The sequence below is a fragment of the Paenibacillus polysaccharolyticus genome (assembly GCF_900102085.1).
GTDB classification, from domain to species: Bacteria; Bacillota; Bacilli; order Paenibacillales; family Paenibacillaceae; genus Paenibacillus; species Paenibacillus polysaccharolyticus.
Map to the genome: position 1 here is coordinate 34,197 of NZ_FMVM01000009.1, position 17,792 is coordinate 51,988.

Sequence of the window (17,792 nt, forward strand, 5' to 3'; positions counted from 1 at the left end):
ATTTTGAATTATATCGGTATTTTAGTTTGCATTTTTAATATATGCACCCATACAAAATTCACCCGAAATCACGACCGAGTTTCTTCCATTCAAAGAATAGTCACGATTCTGTATATACAAACTTGGGTTATGAATAGAGAGAGCAAGCATATCCTTAAAGGATTGCGCCTGTATGTCACAGAGAGAATGACGAGAAAAAAACATTGGGGGTGTAATTATTTGAGCCTGCTTCACATTGCTGTTATTTTGCCTTTTGTAGCTGGCATCGTACTCGCACTGATGCACAGAATATTCAGTAAAATTCATCTGGGATGGCTGGTACTCGTCGTACCGGCATCGTTATTTGTCTATTTTGCAAGCCAGATTTCTGCCGTGTCCCAGCGTCACCCGGTATCCGGACAGATTCCCTGGATTCCGTCCCTGGACATCGGATTTAATCTATATTTGGACGGACTAAGTCTACTGTTAACGTTGCTGATCAGCGGAATAGGCGTGCTTGTTGTCTTTTATTCCATCTTTTATATGAGCAAAACAGAGGCTTTAAACCGGTTCTATCTCTACTTGTTAATGTTTATGGGCGCCATGCTTGGTGTCGTATTATCTGATAATATGATCGTGCTGTATGGATTTTGGGAACTCACCAGCATTACGTCATTTTTGTTAATTGCCTTTCATTACAAGCGTAAAGCTTCCACATCGGGTGCACAAAAATCGTTCCTGATTACGGTTTTTGGCGGATTCGCCATGCTTGCCGGATTCATGTTGATGTACCTGATGACAGGTACGTTCAGTATCCGTGCAACCATTACCGAGTGGGGGCATATTCAGGACAGCCCACTATTCTTGCCGGCTCTCGTTCTTATTCTGATTGGGGCGTTCACCAAATCGGCACAATTCCCGTTCCACATCTGGCTGCCTGACGCCATGGAAGCTCCAACTCCAGTCAGTGCGTATCTGCACTCCGCTACCATGGTCAAAGCCGGGCTGTATGTTGTTGCCCGCTTCACACCCATCTTCGGTGGACAGGGACTCTGGTTCTGGCTTGTAACTGGCGTCGGACTGCTCACACTGGGTTACGGATCATTTTTAGCCGTGAAGAAAAACGATCTCAAGGCCATTCTTGCGTATTCCACCATTTCACAACTCGGTCTGATCATGTCCCTCTTCGGGATCGGATCTGCTGCTCTCTATTTCGGATATGGCGAGTCCTCTGCCATGTACACCGTAGCGATCACTGCTGCACTGCTCCATTTATTCAACCACGGTACCTTCAAAGCTGCTTTGTTTATGGTCGCCGGCATTGTCGATCATGAGACAGGTACACGAGATATTCGCAAGCTTGGCGGACTGGCAGCATTCATGCCTGTCACATTCAGCCTGGCGCTGATCGGTTCACTAGCTATGGCAGGTATTCCGCCCTTTAACGGATTCCTTAGTAAGGAATTGTTCTTTCAAGCGATGGTACAGATTACAGATCTTCGTATCTTTGGAATGGGCTCCTGGAGTATTCTCCTACCTGTCATCGCGTGGCTTGCCAGCGTTTTCACATTGATCTATGCCCTGATTTTTGTGTTCAAAACATTCCTCGGTCGTAGCCGAAGTGAGTTACCTGTCGAGAAATTACATGAAGCGCCTATCGGCTTGCTCATCCCACCGATCGTTCTAGGCGCGCTGGTCATCGGTTTTGGACTCTTTCCGGATCTACTGTCCGGGTCATTGATCGAACCGGCAATGGCTGCCGTTCTCCCTTCCCTTCTGAATGGGGATGAACGCTTTGATGTACATTTCTCCTTATGGCATGGCTGGACTCCCGAATTGTTCATGACTATCGGCGTTATTGTGCTGGGGGTCATGTTATACAAGTTACTGCCACGATGGAGGAATATTTATGAGCATTATCCACAGGGATTAACGATTAACAATATGTATCATGTTGTTCTAGACAATGTACAGCACTATGCACAGAAGTGGACAGAAGCTTATATGAACGGCTCCGTCCGCAATTATCTGGTTTATATATTATCATTTACCGTTGCGCTACTCGTTTACGCCTTCTTCCGGTCTGGTGAAAATATTACCTGGCATGTGCAGGATAATGCACCCTACTCATTCTATGAAGTCGTGTTGCTGGTCACGCTGATTGCAGCCGCCATTTCCATTCCTTTTGCGAAAAACCGATTATCTGCTGTCATTATGACCGGAGCTGTCGGCTACCTGGTTACACTGCTGTTTGTCTTGTTCCGGGCACCCGATCTTGCGCTGACGCAGATGATTGTAGAGACGGTCTCCGTCGCATTGTTCCTGCTCTGCTTCTACCATCTGCCCGAGTTACAACGCGGCAAGTCCAGCTCCCGCTATCTCACGGTGAATGCCATTGTAGCTGTTTCCGTTGGCGTTGTGATGACATTCGTCGCACTCGCTGCAAGCGGCACAGTATCCTTGGATAGCATCTCGGCTTTCTTTCTTCAGGAAGCTTACAGTTCCGCGGGTGGTAAAAATGTCGTAAACGTATTGCTGGTGGATTTCCGCGGTTATGATACATTACTTGAAATTATGGTTCTTGGCGTAGCCTCATTGTCCATCTACTCCATGATCAACCTGAATCTCGAAGCGAAGGATCTTGGAGCCCGTTTGAAATTCCGTAAAAATGAGGAGAAAAAGGACGAAGAACCCGAACTTGACGATGAAGCGGACAACACCAAAAAATACGGAAACCGCGAGCGTAGTACATTGTCCTGGGACACGGTTCCTTTGCAAAGTAATGATGTTTTGTTGCAAACCACAACGAAAGTGGTTGTGTTTATCATTTTAACCTTCTCCATGCATCTGTTCTTTGCCGGGCATCATAATCCTGGCGGTGGTTTCATCGGTGGACTCGTCACAGCTGCAGCCCTCGTACTGATCGCTCTGGCCTTCAGTACGGATACGATACGCAAAGCGCTGCCCATCGATTTTCGAAGTTTGACAGCCATTGGTTTAGCCATAGCTTTGCTTACTGGTGCAGGTTCATTCCTGTTCGGTGTCCCATTTCTCAGCCAGACATTCGGATATTTCGAACTGCCCCTGCTGGGCGAAACAGAGCTTGCTACAGCCATGCTGTTTGACCTAGGCGTATACCTCGCTGTGCTCGGCGTCACCATGACTATCATTTTACAGATCGGGGAGGATCGTTGATATGGAAATTTTGATGTGTGTGGCCGTAGGCATTTTGTTTGCGGTTGCCGTCTTTCTAATCTTGTCACGGAGCCTGCTCCGTATCGTACTAGGAATGTCGATTCTGACACATGGAGTGCACCTGTTGTTAATTACGATGTCACGTCTCAAGACGGGGGCTCCTCCACTACTGGGAGAAATGGCGGAGAAATACGTTGATCCGCTCCCTCAGGCGTTGATTTTAACGTCCATTGTCATCAATTTTGGTCTGACAGCCTTCTTTTTTGTCCTTTCTTACCGTTCTTATCTGAAGCTGAGAACGGATGACATGGAAGAAGTAAGGGGGCGTCCATATGAATAATCTTGTGGTTCTGCCTATCCTGCTTCCACTGGTCACGGGCGTGATCACTCTGTTGTTCTTCCGTAAAATCAATATACAACGTTTCTTTAGCGTGATGGGTCTGTTAGCCACTGCAACGGTCTCAACCATACTCATCACACGTGTTGCCCAATCTGGCGTATTGACACTCAATATGGGTGGCTGGAAAGCACCTTATGGAATCGTACTTGTTGCCGATATGGTCGCAGCCTTGCTGGTTGTTGCTGCTTCCATCATTGCGCTGGCTTGCCTGCTCTATGCTTTTCGAAGCATCAACAAGGAGCGGGAGCAACATCACTTCTATCCGTTCTTTCATTTTTTGATTGCGGGCGTGAACGCATCGTTTCTAACCGGGGATCTGTTCAATTTGTTTGTCAGCTTTGAATTGATGCTGATCTCTTCTTACGCTCTCATTGTACTCGGAGGCACGGAAAGACAGCTGCGTGAAACGATTAAATATGTACTGATCAATATCGTGTCTTCTGCCTTATTTGTCGCTTCCATCGGCTTCCTGTATTCCATCACAGGTACGCTGAATATGGCCGACTTGTCGGTACGCATTGCTGAAGTGGGACAGAGCGGAGTCGTCACACTGATTGCAGTTCTTTTCTTGATCGTATTCAGCATTAAGGCGGGCTTGTTCCTGTTCTTCTGGTTGTCCGGCTCTTATGCGGCTCCGCCTGCCGTCGTTACCGCGTTATTCGCCGGTTTGCTCACCAAGGTTGGCCTGTATGCCATTGTGCGGACATTTACGTTGATCTTCTATCATGATCCAGACTTCTTTAATGCTCTGATCGGCTGGATGGCGGGTGCCACAATGGTTTTGGGTGTGATTGGAGCGATCTCCTACCGTGATGTGAACAAAATTTTGATCTATAATGTCGTCGCTGGCGTAGGTTTCGTCGCGTTTGGTATGGCTGCTGCCAGCCGTAGTGCTCTGGAAGGATTACTGTTCTATATGTTGCATGACATGTTGATCAAAACACTGCTTTTCCTGCTCGGCGGTGCTCTCATTGCTGTTGCGGGAACTTCCAGGCTCGATAACATGGGCGGACTAATCCAACGTTATCCCGTGCTGGGATGGATGTTTTTCATCAGTGCGCTTGCGCTTGCGGGTCTGCCTCCGTTCAGTGGATTCCCGGGAAAATTGATGCTGTTTGAGGGTGGCTTCGAAGCCGGATTATACGGTTTAACTGGTGTTGCCGTTCTCTCTAGTCTACTCATGCTGTATTCGGTACTCCGCATTTTCATTCAGGCGTTCTGGGGTGAGCCTCCTGCAGGCATGGCAAGACGTCCCTATGCAGTGAACGGACTGCTGATTCCTGCCGGAATTCTGTTTGCTTTTATCATCGTCATGGGTCTGGGGGCTGAAGGTATGTTTCAGCTCACGTCTCGCGCAGGTGATATTCTGCTACATCCCAACATTTATATTGATGCCGTATTGAAGGAGTAGATGTCTATGGCCTTTCAAATTGTACTCAATCTTATCATTGCCTTTGTATGGATGTTTTTGAATAATGCCTGGAATGGCGTTGGTTTTCTCATTGGATATATGCTTGGATTGCTCCTCATCGGAGGCATGCGACGTTTCTTCCCGCAGCGCTTCTACATCGTTCGAGTGTGGGCTATCTTCAAATTGATCGGATTGCTGTTCAAAGAACTCGTTCGAGCAAGCATTGAGGTCATTCGAGAGATTATCAAACCACGGCTAGACATTCGACCAGGCATTTTCACCTATCGTACACAGTTATCTTCCGATTGGGAAGTGACACTGCTGTGTCTGCTGATCTCATTGACGCCAGGTTCACTGCCGCTTGAAATTTCGGGGAATCAGCGTAAGCTTTTCATCCATGCACTGGATATCAAAGATGAAGAGAAACTGCGAAACGATATTCAGAATACGTTTGAAAAAGCAATCATGGAGGTGACACGTTAATGTTATCCTCACTACTGTTTATCTCACTGCTCATTCTATCTCTAGCGATTCTGGCCTGTTTGTATCGTGTTCTTCGCGGTCCCTCCATGGCTGACCGGATTACGGCTCTTGATACGATCGGTATCAATGTCATTGCCATCGTAGCTGTACTCTCCATGATGCTGAAGACACAGGCTTATCTGGACATCATTTTGCTGATCGGCATTCTGGCTTTTCTAAGCACAGTCGCATTTGCACGTTATATTGAACGAGGGGCGGTGTTTAAAAATGAAGGAGATCGTTAGTAGCACCGCTGAAACGGGAATTGGGCTACTGGTGTTACTAGGGGCCCTCCTCAGTGCACTTAGTGCCTTCGGACTCCTTCGTCTGCCTGATGTATATTTGAGAGCCCACGCTGCCACCAAAAGCATGACACTAGGCGTGTTTTGTGTGCTGAGCGGTGCATTTTTCTTCTTTTGGTATTTTGACAACTATATCAGTGCTCGCTTGCTACTCGGTATTTTGTTTGTTTTCATCACTGCGCCTGTTGCGGGGCACCTGAACGGCCGTGCGGCCTACCGCACCGATGTACCTCTCTGGGAGCAAAGTGTACAAGACGAACTTGAACCGTTGTTAAAAGGGAAAAAGATGAACCACGAAGCAAAGGATATGATGGAGTAGCTTATATAGAGGCTAAATTAAGAGGTTTACACTGGACACTCCGATGACAGAATAACCTTCCGATCGCTGTTATCCCCGGATTTTTTTTATTCCCTTTTCCAAAGGGGAAAATCCGGGGATAAAGGCGAGCGCTTCGCTTCTTCAGGTTTTTTCTGTCCTCTCCGTTAAAGTGTAAAAAATAATTCAACTTATATAGTGGCGAAATATAATACAAACAAATCCCCGAAGGATGCATCGCTCTTAAGCGGCTTTCCTTCGGGGATTTCTTATACAATCTAATATGGTGTGCATACTTCGGTACAGAGCGAGTGTATTTATAAAGTCACTATTTTATCAGAAACCGTTTAAGCCTTGGCGTTTCAGATCCGCAGCCACGATTCGAGCAAGCTGTGATGCCCCTTGCCGATTCGGATGCAAGCTATCGCCATTCATGTACAGAGCAAGCGTAGCTGCCGGCCCAATCGAAGTGAAGTATGCCGAGCTGAGCTTGTTCAGATCCACGAGTGTTACTCCCTCTTCCTGTGCCAGTGCACGCGTAGATGCGTTATACCAACGGTTCTCGGCTTGATGCACATTGGCCGAATTAAAGTCTGTTGCCCGCCCTTGAGGTGTCGAGAGAATAACGGTTGCGCCTTTGTTTTTCGCCTGACGAACCATATCACGCATGATTTCTTTGAACTGGGCCTCAGTTGTATTGTTCTTGGCGTTTGTATCATTAATTCCGAGCTGTAGAATAAAATAGTCACCCGGTTTGATATACTTCAGAATCGCTTCCATCTGACCATCATCACGGAACCCTCTGGCAATCTGCCCGCTTGTCGCCATGTTACGAACCTGGAAAGTTGTATTGTTTACATAGGTGGGAAGCAACTGCCCCCAGCCCCCCTGTACACTGCTACCAAGCGGATAATAGTTGCACACCGTTGAATCTCCACCAATATAGATCGTGCGATTCGTCACAGGCTGGTTGGACAGTTTCCGAATTTCAAGGGCACTTAACGTAAAAGCAGTACCCGCCTTCCCTTCCGTTACCAGCAGATTCAACTGTCCGTCTGTCACTGGAATCTGGAATTGATCGGTTGCACCATTGCCCGTCATATTCATAATCTGATAGACCCCTTCGGCTGCCACACTAGCTCTGGCGGTGTTACCCAGAGTCACTTTGACCTCATACAGACCATTCGGCAGGTCAACATTGAACGTATTATCACTTTTCGTACCAAATTTCAGAAATTGAACGGCATCACTTGCAACACCACTACCGGATGCGGAAACATTTTTCATATTACCCGGAGTGTTGAAACCATACCCCCTTGCAGCTGTATAGGCCGTTGAGGCAGACACTCCAGTATATCCGTTCGCGACTGCTCCTGCGCCAAAATCGAATTTGTAATGATCCGATGCCGCCTCAGCTACATCTACTCTGTCACTTCCAAACCCAACCGCGATCATACTCGCAGCAAGTACAGTACATAACATCATTCGTAAAGAAGTTGACCATTTCATCATACAGTGCTCCTCTCGAATTCAAATGATAAGGTTTTGTACCCATCACATTCCAGATCATGATGAAAAATTACGGTTAATACTACGATTACAATACCTGTTCAAGCCAATCATAAGCTTTTGCACCGCTTATCTCATGTCCACCGTCGAAATAATCGGCATCCAGCGCTTGTTCTGCTCCTGCATGTTCATAAATCATTTTCAACCGTACGTGAGCCTCCCGTGCGGAATGAAGCGGAAATACAAGATCTTCACTTCCGATCTCCAGAAATAGAGGACGCGGAGCAATCAGACCGATGATATCCGGCAGCTCTGCTTCCTGCAGAATCCCCGGAATGTAGTTGTCGAGGCAATGATTGCGATCCAGAATGCTGCCATGGAACGTACTTGCGTAACCACTGACCACGACCACTTTGCATCGTTCGTCCAATGCTGCTGTAAAGGCTGTAACCAGCCCCCCACCGGAGATACCCATGCTTCCGATCCGCTCTGAATCAACTCCAGGTCGAGTGGATAAATAATCCAACACACGCGTTGTTTCATAGACCCGATGTCCTGCGAGCGTTTTACCCACCATAAGCAGATGTGCGGCGATCTTCGTACAGGAACTTGCGCCTGGCGGCGCCTCTCGATCCTCATCCAGTCTTCTGTCTCCAAACCCAAGCAGTTCTGGAGCAGCCACAACGTACCCACGCTTCACGAGCGCAACGGCAAAATCTTTGTGTAATCCAGGCTCCCCTGCCCGCGGTGAACCATCCGGCTCCATTCCGCAAATCTCCCGGCTCCCATAGCCGTGTCCATGACAAGCAACAATAGCAGGCCTCTTCATATCGGTAGCGCTTACATTATTGGGGGTTAAAAGATAAATGGGCATCCGTAATCCCTCATACGTTGTGATCTCAATCCGCTCACGGATGTAGCCATCGCATGGAACACGTTCCAGTACGACAGGGTTCAAAGCAGCGGGCATCATCGGAAAATCGCCCAGCCTTTCTTGGACACGTGTACGCAATTGATGTTGCCATAACTCCAATGGTTGATCTGCATCATACGCAGAACGACCTCGAAGTGTGGTTTGTTGCTGCAGATAAGCTTCGATTTCGGACATGTTTCAGTGTACCTCCTATAGGTGCTGGAATGATGCTAGTGGTGAATTGAAAAATTTGGTAACCCTTATCTATTATAGTACTAGAAGTAACATCGTCGCCACCTTTAGTTTACGGCTTTAGACCACAAATCGCTTTCATTCTAATAAGTTAAATAAAAAAGAGTATTCCGTAGCCCGAATTCAGGTTACATACAAAATACCCTTTTTCTTTCTACAGACAACAGAAGTCTGGTGCTTCCATATCCCCTTCTTTGTTTACACTACGTCAGCCAGGTAACCACCAGTTCCATCTCCCCATTAGTTTCATCAAGGACGGAACAAGCACAAGACGGATCAGCGTCACGTCGATGAATACAGCTGCTGTTATGCCAATCCCTAGCTGCCTTACCCCTTCAATCTCGGCAAAAGCAAAAGGAACCGTTACTGCCAGTAAAATACCTGCTGCAGACGTAATTAAACGACCTGTTGAAGCCAAGCCTTGTTGAACCGCTGTGTCACTATCTCCTGTTTGTCTGTATACTTCCTGAATACGGCTTAACATGAAGACGCCATAGTCCATCGATATGCCGAACACAAGGCCAGCAATGAATACCGGAATCATGATCGCAATTGAAGATACTTCCATACCCAGATGACCTTCGTTAAAGACCCATACAAGTATGCCAAAGGATGCGGCCAGACTAAGCAGGTTCATCAGAATCGCTTTTAGTGGTATTAGTAGTGAACGGAATGCGAGTAGCAACACCAGATAGTTGCTTACCACGACAAATACAAGTACTTTGGGCAACTGTTGCGCAATTTCATGCATAATCTCATCCTCATAAACTGCTTCGCCGCCATAACGAATCGGAATGCCTTCCGGCCCAGCTGTTACATCCTCTGCTCTTGTCTGTCGCAACCATTCTTTCATCTCATCTGAACCCGCTTCGCCGTATACACCGACCGTTAAGCGAATAAAAGAATCCGAAATATCCCCTTGAGAGTGAATACTCACCACTCTTTCATCCTGTTGAAACCTGGTTACTTTGTGTTTGGCCACCTTCCAGTGAGAGTCTGTTAACGGCTCATCCTTTTTCCCGATGATCATATCGACCAGAGTAATATGCTTCTGACCGAAATTTTGCTCGATCTGCTCCGATGCTTGACGGGACTCCATTCTGGCAGGTAAGGAGGAAGCATCGGGAACGGACAAATCCATCCGTGTAAAGGGAAACACACAACATAGCAGCAGCGTAGTACCTGCAAGCCCCATCCATACAGGACGTTTCATGACCATCGCTGACCAGCGGTGCCAGAAGTTTCGTTCAAGCGTTTCATCTTTTATTCGTTCTCCAGAATTGCTGGCTGTGGGTTTTATCTGAGCAAATACTCTGTTTGCACTTATTGAAAGAATGGCTGGCAACAACGTTACATTTAACAATAAGGACAGCACCAGAACAATGGTAGCCCCAAGCGATACACTGAGAAACATAGGTAGCCTGATCCAGAGAAGACCCAGCAAACCCAGGAACACACATGCCGCTGAGAACAGAACCGCTCGACCAGCTGTGCACAATGTCCGTTCCAAAATTTCGCGTTGGTTGATGCTGTTGCGCTCACTATTGAACTTGTCTCTGCTTGCGTAACGCTGCTTTAATTCCTCCCTGTATCTGCTCAAAATAATAAGTGCAAAATCAATACTGAGCGCCATACCCACCATTGGAATAACGTTAATAATAAAATTGGACAGTTCCAGGTATTGACCCAGTAGAGACGTTATGCCCATTGCCATAATCACTGCACTGATTCCCATCATGACAGCAATACATGCCGCATACAGTCCTCTGAATGCAAAGCAAAGAACGATTAATGCAATCGGTATCCCGACGATCTCTGCTCGTTCTAAATCCTGAAAGCTCAGTCGATTTACATCCTGTTGCACAACTGTTTTCCCTGTAAGTTGTACGGTTCCAGGCAGATGGACTTGCTTGTCCTCTTCAAGAAGCTCGCGTAATTGAGCTAGTGGATGCTTCATTCGGTGAGGTGCGATGTCCATGTGCACCAGAGCGTAAGCCTGATTATCACGCAACATTCTACCCTGTGTGTTTACATCAAAAGGGGAAATCACTGAGGATATCGCTGGCAAGGTACGGACTGCGGCAAGCTGTTCTTGAATCCACGTCTTGAAGGATATCTCAGAAGTATTGGGATGTTTATTAAAAAGTAACACGACCGGATCGGGCGGGGAGCCAAATTCCTGGTCCAATATCTGTTCTACGGCTTGGGCTTGTCCCCCAGCCAGCTTCAACCCGTGATCCTGAACCATGTCAGGCAACTTCCATGCCCAGGCGACCGACATCCCGATGATAAACACCCAGCAGATGATAATAAACCACGGATATCGACTAATGAGAGCAGCCAAGCTTCGATATCCCATCCCCAAGCTCCTCTGCATATAAATTGGATTCTAATTATGGTTAGCACCATATGATATGCTTTGTGTAGTACAAGTCTATTCATGACCAAACATGATTATGTTCCTAATAAAACAAAGACAAATAGCCTCATGTATATGCTACATGTGGCTGTCCGTCCTCACTGTTTTAATTTACATCCAATTATTCTGGCCGAATGACGGTGAATCGATCACCCAGTTTGGCATAATCATTCCCTGCCAGACGGCTGACTGGTTTTAATTGATCCATTAAGATATAACCTTTATCCGCAAGATAGACCTTTTCGCTAAAATGATAATGTACAATGCGCACGAGAAGCAGGTCACTTACAGGCACGCCTGCATCATTCGAGATCGGAATATGTTGATACAGCTTGCACTCCATCCGGATCAGCGCTTCCTGAATTCCGGGTACAGCGACCACGGAACTGGGTACAGTCGTCAGATGAGTCCGTTCTAATTCACTTTCATGTGGCTCCAGTAAAGCCGCAGTTTCATTCACGTCTTCAATCATGTCTTCGTCACAAATGTGCACAACCAGTTCATTATGGGCGAGCACATTGCGTGCCGTATCCTTCATTACACCATTTTTACGTCCCACCGAGATGGATAACAGTGGTGGATCAGAGCTCACGATATTGAAAAAGCTAAATGGCGCTGCATTAATGATTCCATCATGATCTGAGAGCGTAGTTACAAAGGCAATCGGACGCGGTACGATTGAACCGCTCATTAATTTATAATTATCTTTAGCCGTGAGTTCTTCCGGATTTAGTGTATACATATGTAAGTCCCCTTTCCTAATCGCATGCATGAGGCTGATCCTCAGCTTCTTAACCTTCGACTTCTCCTTCGTTATTATATATGCATACCGTCCATAAAAACAAAAAAATACTTGTATAGACCTAATGGCCATCATGAGTGTCCCATTTTCATTGCTCATGTTTAGAAATACACTTGTTAACAATCACATCTAGGCGAATACCGTCATAGACTGTTTTCAGAATAAGATGACAGGAAGGATGTTTTTGAATATGAACCATGTTTATTCCCCTTATGAAGGTTATTATGATGGTCGTTATACAAGTTACGGTGAAGATCGTTCCATTCAATTCCCTCCACTCTTCCCGGGTGGAGGCAGTCTCCCTGGAGGGCAAACTCCGCCAGGCATTCCCGGAAGCCCGGGCTCCTATCCTCCTTTCATTCCTGGTGCAGGAACCCCTCCTGGTCCCTATTTCCCTGGCGGCATGCCGGGTCCTGTTCCTGGTCCAGGCCCAGCTCCAGGTGTGCCAGCACAGCTAGCTCAGGGGAATCTTCCTTCCTTGCTAAGTGCCTATCCTCGCCCGGTTGGTCAGCCGCCTGCCGAGATGTTATTTTTGTATAACCTTATCAAAAGCAGTCCTGGTCTGCTGCCACTCTTCCTGCAGCAGCAACCGCAAAGCCTGACACAAGCCGTTCAATTTGCCCAAACAGGTGCGGCCGCGCCACGTGATCAAGAGCAGCGTGTACTCCCTAATTTCTGTTATAACCGTTGGTCGCTCGTGTTTACGTATAATGATGTGTATTTAATGTGGCCTGCTATTAATCTGTTTGGCTTTGTTGTCGGCTATTTCTATCCATACCAGACACCAGGAATTCTGCTCAACACCCAAATTCTGTTCGCCCTTTGTTAGTGGCAGACAGACTAAAACGGCCCGCATTGGAAGACTATGCTTCCCTGCGGGCCGTTCCTGGTTATACTTAAGCACTATGATGTTGTAGAAACAGTCTGTTTCGGTTTACTCCTACCGATCATGACAACATACAAGAGCAATGCCCCCAGATCAGCACATGCGATCACAATTCCCATGGGCACTGCTGTATGTTCTCCTCCAAGACCCACGAGTGGAGCAACGAGTCCGCCAAACAGAAAGGTCATAACACCAATCAACGCTGATGCACTTCCAGCCGATTTCGCCTGATCAGCCATAGCCAGCGCGAACGACGCTGTATTAATCAACCCCACGCTGGACACAACCAGGAATAAGGGGATTAGAACTGAAATCAGCCCGCCTCCAGCAAGAATCGCGACAAGTAAGGAAGTTCCTCCGACAGCCGCTATAAGTAATCCGGCGATTAACAGCCGTGTCTCCGATACCTTACCGGCTAGACGTCCGGCAATCTGGCTGGCAAGAATAATGCCAAATCCATTGATGGCAAAACATATACTGAACATTTGAGGGGACACCCCGTATATTTTCTGAAGCACAAATGGTGATCCCGATATGTAAGCGAACATGCCTGCCGCTGCGAAACCTTGCGTTAGAGCATAACCCATAAAACGGCGATTCCTCGCTATGCTGCCAAACGTCAGCAGCGTCTGCTTAAGCCCCCCGCTCGATCTTTTATGCGCCGGAAGTGTCTCGCCCAAACCAAAGATGACTGCGAGAAGCGCGAGCACCCCGATAAGACTTAGCAAAATAAATACGCCTCGCCATGAAGTATACGTCAGAATTTGTCCACCTATAATCGGTGCCGCGATAGGTGCCACTCCATTAATAAGCATTAACAGAGAAAAGAACCGAGTCAGTTCTGGACCCTCGTATACGTCCCTGACCACTGCACGTGCGATGACAATCCCCGCCGCTCCGGCCAGACCTTGAATAAAACGTAACACAACGAATGACCCCATCGTTGGGCTAACCAGGCATAATATAGACGCAATCGTATACAGCACAAGTCCGGCAATCAGCGGTATGCGACGGCCTCTCACATCGCTTAATGGCCCCGCAAGCAGCTGGCCCAGCGCAAGCCCGATCATACAAGCTGTCAGGCTGAGCTGGGCGTACGAAGTGGACGAGCCAAATTCATCCGCGAGCGTTGGCAGGGCTGGCAGATACATATCCAGAGACAGCGGTCCGAATGCGGAGAGCGTCCCGAGAATTAGCGCCATTCTCACTCTTGGCGTAGCCGTGGTGTGTAATGAAGCTGCTGCTTTATTTTTCATCCCAAAGATGTCCCTTTCGTTCCAATCGTGTTGCCATGTTCATTTTTAGTTCTCTCCATCTCCAAGCAATCTGAGCAAGTTGTTCGGCAGGGTGAACTGTTGGTTATTGATAATAATCCGGCGTAACTCCTCCTCATCCCGCTCGTTCTCGGCGTCCTTGATCTCCTGGATCTCACGGTGCAAGCGTTCCATTTGGTGATCCAATGCATTGGCAGAATCCGCCGCACTTTTCAATTCCCTTGTTAAATGTTCCGGAACATCTTTGTTATATTTATAAAAGATTTTATGTTCCAGACTCGCCCAGAAATCCATCGCGATCGTACGAATCTGAATTTCAACACAGGCACGTTCCTCGCCATTGGACATGTATACCGGCACTTCAACAAGAAGATGCAAACTTTGATACCCGTTCGGTTTCGGATTTTGGATGTAGTCTTTCACTTCGAGGACACGCAAGTCACTTTGGTTGCACAGCATATCCTTAATTCGATAAATATCAGAAATGAACGAACATGTGATACGTACACCAGCAATATCCTTAATATTTTGCTTGATGCTTTCAAATGTCAGCTCATGATTTTTACGGAACATTTTGTTCATAATGCTCTCGGGAGACTTCAATCTCGACTTGGTATGCTCAATCGGACTGTAGTCATGAAGGGACTGGAACTCTTCCTTCAGCACTTCAATTTTGGTTTCCATCTGATCCAGCGCAAATTTATAGATCATCATAAATCGTGTAATTTCGTATTTGAATTTCTTGAACTGGTCAATCGGATGCGGAGCATTCATCATCAGTTTCTTCCTTTCTTTTGACACCTCTATGATTTGATAACCAACTTGTATACGTTCGTATGCATGCTGGTCTTATGACATGTCTTCTATATCATTATAAAACATCTGACATGAATAAACGAATTTTAGAAATGTGCGTGTGCCGCTTTGGTTGAGATTTCGTTTTGATGAAGGCGGTAAAATAGCTGTATACTGGAGAAGTTATGTTTGCTTGAAAGGACGGGAAAATATGAATCACAATCACCTCCAGAAATACGCCATGTTACTGCTCTGCATGTCAGCCGGTATGGTCGATGTCATCGGATATCTGGGACTTGGGCATGTACTCACAGCTAATATGACTGGAAACATCGTGCTGCTGGGTACCGCGATTGCCCGCGCTCAGGAATTTGTTGTACTGCGGGCTTTGCTCGCCCTCATCGGTTTTATTGCGGGGAATGCAATTGCGGCACATATGCTTGGAAAGGTCAAAACCAAAAATGGTTGGTCACCGCGGGTAACTGCCGTATTTACCGTTGAAAGCATACTACTTCTGCTCTTTGCAATCCTTATGATCACTCCCTTTTCCGAGCAATTATCCTATCTGTTAATTGTACTGCTTGCGATCGCCATGGGGATGCAAACAACGGCTGCCCGAAGGATTGGTATTGCGGGAATCTCTACAACGGTGCTCACCAATAATCTGGCAGCGGTGATTGAAGATGCTGTAAGCATTCTTCATCGGTTAAAACATGCCAATATCCGCTCCTTGGTCAAAGCGCTGTCCACTGACGCCTACCTGCGAGCAGGCGCAGTTGTGATCTATCTCGGCGGGGTCATCATCGCAGCATTGCTTTTCCATCATGTGCCATTAGTAGCGGTCTGGGTTCCTGTACTGGTCATTGCTGGCGTAACGCTTCAGGCAAAATTCGCGTCTTGGGGCAAAGAATTAGAGCTACATCGTAATCCCGAGTGAGGAACATCTTGCGAATATGTGCTACTGAAACAATTTCACAACGCTCAATGATTTATTGCAGAGTGCATCGCAAGGGCTTCTTTCCTGATCCATTGAACCAATTGTCTTGCTGCCGGCGTCAGCTGTTCCCCTGCCCGTGTACAGATGGCAATCGTATTCTGTAACTGTACGTTTTGCACGTATACACGGGCAAGTTTGCCTTGATTAACGTCCTCTCTTACAACAAGGGATGAGATGAAATTAGCACCATATCCTGCCTTTACTGCGCTAATCGTTTCGTTCAATCCGTTGAACTGAAGTGTGATCCGTGGGGAGGGCAGGTTATTGGTCGTACACAAGGCAGCCAGTCGTTCTCGTGTTGCACTGCCTTTCTCACGCATGATGAATGGCTCAGCCATCATCTCGTGTAATGTAATGTTTTGACCTGCATACGGATGATCTGGATGCACCACAAACCACATTTCATCTTCGAATAACTTATCCCAATGCACACCCGGATGACTGACTCCACTTCCTCCGTATATCGCAATCTCGGCTTCATAACGAAACAACTGGTCAAAAGCCATCTGTGTATTGCTTGTGCTTACGACAAGCTCGACATCCTCATGTGTCTGCTTGAACGTGGCAATCCAACGTGGCAGCAAAAAATTGGCTGGCAAGTAAGTCGCCGTAAGACGGATCAGTCCTTTTTTCCCCTCCCTCATGTCCTCTACAAATTGCTCCACCTCCTGTTCCAGCATGAACACACGCTCGGCATATTCCATTAAATGTTTCCCTGCATCTGTGAGTACAAGCTTTCGTCCTTCGGAACCAAACAGCACTATGCCTAGTTCACGCTCAAACCGTTTGACCTGAGAAGATACCGCAGGTTGACTGATATTCAATTCTTCCGCAGCCCGGGTAACTCCGCCGTACTTCACAATGGCGTGAAACAATCGTAATCCGTGCAAATTCATACATCTTCTCCTCTTCCTTGCTTACTTACGTACTGGTCCAACATTTTTATCCATCATAATATATAACTTTAATATATATTAACATACAAAATATATATTTTATTTATATGCCAATCCCCTCTATAGTTGAATTATAAGAAATACGAATTCAGCTAAACAGAAAGGAAGATGTGTAATGAGTAAGTATGATTTGAACAATAGCAAAGTTAACCCGTCCGCCCGTTGGAATGAGGTCGATCATTATATAAACAGCCTTCTTCTTCCAAACGACAAAGACTTGCAAGCTGCACTTGAAGCCAATGCAGAAGCAGGGCTACCGTCACATGATGTCACACCGAATCAGGGAAAGTTCCTTCAGCTATTGCTGAAAATACAGGGGGCCTCGCGCGTACTGGAGATCGGAACTCTAGGTGCTTACAGCACCATCTGGATGGCCAGAGCCCTGCCAGATCATGGACGAATTGTCTCGCTGGAGTCAGAACCTAAACATGCGGCAATCGCACAAGCCAATCTGACCCGGGCCGGACTAATGCACAAAGTAGATCTTCGAGTAGGCCCGGCACTAACCTCCCTTCCTGATATTAAGGAAGAGTACCCTGAACCCTTTGATCTGATTTTCATCGATGCTGATAAACCGAGTAATCCGGATTACCTGAGATGGGCTTTACGTCTGACACGACCAGGAAGCTTGATCATCGGAGATAATATTATAAGGGACGGGGAAGTCATTCACTCTGACAGTGAAGACGCAAGAGTTCAAGGGGTTCGAACTTTTCTCGAATGCATCGGAGATCACCCTCATCTTGAAGCCACGGCACTGCAAACCGTAGGTAGTAAAGGATACGACGGATTTGTGATTGCTCGTGTCACAGATTCCCCTGTAACAAAATAAACAGTGGTCAATTCTTCCGAAAATCTGCCTTT

The 17,792-nt window shown here is 46.9% G+C and carries 16 protein-coding genes; 9 read left to right on the top strand and 7 right to left on the bottom strand.

The features are described 5' to 3' along the window. Positions 1–219 precede the first annotated feature (219 nt). From BLQ13_RS13560 to mnhG, 6 genes are read left to right on the top strand one after another with little or no spacing between them, the layout of a single operon-like run. The gene (locus BLQ13_RS13560) at positions 220–3,174 is read left to right on the top strand and encodes a Na+/H+ antiporter subunit A (RefSeq protein ID WP_090920599.1); all 2,955 of its coding nucleotides are present in this window, start codon (positions 220–222) and stop codon (positions 3,172–3,174) included. A 1-nt stretch (position 3,175) separates the two neighbouring features. After that, positions 3,176–3,514 carry a Na(+)/H(+) antiporter subunit C gene (locus tag BLQ13_RS13565; RefSeq protein ID WP_090920602.1) on the top strand — a complete coding sequence of 113 codons (339 nt, stop codon included), beginning with the start codon at positions 3,176–3,178 and terminating at the stop codon, positions 3,512–3,514. Further along, complete coding sequence (locus tag BLQ13_RS13570; RefSeq protein ID WP_090920604.1) at positions 3,507–4,985, top strand: Na+/H+ antiporter subunit D; 1,479 nt, start codon at positions 3,507–3,509, stop codon at positions 4,983–4,985. Before BLQ13_RS13565 ends, BLQ13_RS13570 begins: the two co-directional genes overlap by 8 nt. A gap of 6 nt (positions 4,986–4,991) precedes the next feature. Beyond that, a complete protein-coding gene (locus BLQ13_RS13575; protein WP_090920607.1) occupies positions 4,992–5,468 on the top strand; it encodes a Na+/H+ antiporter subunit E in 477 nt (158 codons plus the stop codon). Beyond that, positions 5,468–5,752, top strand: a complete 285-nt coding sequence (locus BLQ13_RS13580; protein ID WP_090920611.1) for a Na(+)/H(+) antiporter subunit F1 — start codon at positions 5,468–5,470, stop codon at positions 5,750–5,752. The genes BLQ13_RS13575 and BLQ13_RS13580 overlap by 1 nt, the downstream gene beginning before the upstream one ends. Beyond that, positions 5,736–6,128 carry a monovalent cation/H(+) antiporter subunit G gene (gene mnhG / locus BLQ13_RS13585; RefSeq protein ID WP_090920613.1) on the top strand — a complete coding sequence of 131 codons (393 nt, stop codon included), beginning with the start codon at positions 5,736–5,738 and terminating at the stop codon, positions 6,126–6,128. Before BLQ13_RS13580 ends, mnhG begins: the two co-directional genes overlap by 17 nt. Before the next feature lie 333 nt (positions 6,129–6,461). Here the strand turns inward: mnhG and BLQ13_RS13590 are convergent, their stop codons facing one another. The 4 genes from BLQ13_RS13590 to BLQ13_RS13605 all read right to left on the bottom strand — a co-directional run bounded on the left by BLQ13_RS13590 (position 6,462) and on the right by BLQ13_RS13605 (position 11,960). Next, on the bottom strand, positions 6,462–7,580 hold the full coding sequence (locus BLQ13_RS13590; RefSeq protein ID WP_244159323.1) for a rhamnogalacturonan acetylesterase: 1,119 nt from the start codon (positions 7,578–7,580) through the stop codon (positions 6,462–6,464). Positions 7,581–7,722: 142 nt separating this feature from the next. After that, on the bottom strand, positions 7,723–8,742 hold the full coding sequence (locus BLQ13_RS13595; RefSeq protein WP_090920618.1) for an alpha/beta hydrolase family protein: 1,020 nt from the start codon (positions 8,740–8,742) through the stop codon (positions 7,723–7,725). Between the two features lie 265 nt (positions 8,743–9,007). Beyond that, the gene (locus BLQ13_RS13600) at positions 9,008–11,158 is read right to left on the bottom strand and encodes an MMPL family transporter (protein ID WP_167375730.1); all 2,151 of its coding nucleotides are present in this window, start codon (positions 11,156–11,158) and stop codon (positions 9,008–9,010) included. A gap of 181 nt (positions 11,159–11,339) precedes the next feature. Further along, entirely contained in the window at positions 11,340–11,960 is a 621-nt protein-coding gene (locus tag BLQ13_RS13605) for a flavin reductase family protein (protein WP_090920624.1), read from the bottom strand. A gap of 250 nt (positions 11,961–12,210) precedes the next feature. Between BLQ13_RS13605 and BLQ13_RS29020 the strand changes: the two genes are divergently transcribed. After that, entirely contained in the window at positions 12,211–12,849 is a 639-nt protein-coding gene (locus BLQ13_RS29020) for a hypothetical protein (protein ID WP_090920627.1), read from the top strand. A gap of 74 nt (positions 12,850–12,923) precedes the next feature. Here the strand turns inward: BLQ13_RS29020 and BLQ13_RS13615 are convergent, their stop codons facing one another. Further along, a complete protein-coding gene (locus BLQ13_RS13615; RefSeq protein ID WP_090920630.1) occupies positions 12,924–14,162 on the bottom strand; it encodes a multidrug effflux MFS transporter in 1,239 nt (412 codons plus the stop codon). A 45-nt stretch (positions 14,163–14,207) separates the two neighbouring features. Beyond that, entirely contained in the window at positions 14,208–14,954 is a 747-nt protein-coding gene (locus BLQ13_RS13620; protein WP_090921112.1) for a GTP pyrophosphokinase, read from the bottom strand. 232 nt (positions 14,955–15,186) lie between these two features. On the opposite strand from BLQ13_RS13620, the gene BLQ13_RS13625 reads away from it, so the two are divergent. Further along, positions 15,187–15,912 carry a YoaK family protein gene (locus BLQ13_RS13625; RefSeq protein WP_090921114.1) on the top strand — a complete coding sequence of 242 codons (726 nt, stop codon included), beginning with the start codon at positions 15,187–15,189 and terminating at the stop codon, positions 15,910–15,912. Between the two features lie 44 nt (positions 15,913–15,956). Here BLQ13_RS13625 and BLQ13_RS13630 read toward each other — a convergent pair whose 3' ends face one another. Beyond that, positions 15,957–16,868, bottom strand: coding sequence for a LysR family transcriptional regulator (locus tag BLQ13_RS13630; protein WP_090920633.1), 912 nt, complete (start codon positions 16,866–16,868; stop codon positions 15,957–15,959). A gap of 175 nt (positions 16,869–17,043) precedes the next feature. Between BLQ13_RS13630 and BLQ13_RS13635 the strand changes: the two genes are divergently transcribed. Continuing rightward, complete coding sequence (locus BLQ13_RS13635; protein ID WP_090920637.1) at positions 17,044–17,760, top strand: O-methyltransferase; 717 nt, start codon at positions 17,044–17,046, stop codon at positions 17,758–17,760. The last annotated feature ends 32 nt before the right edge of the window (positions 17,761–17,792 follow it).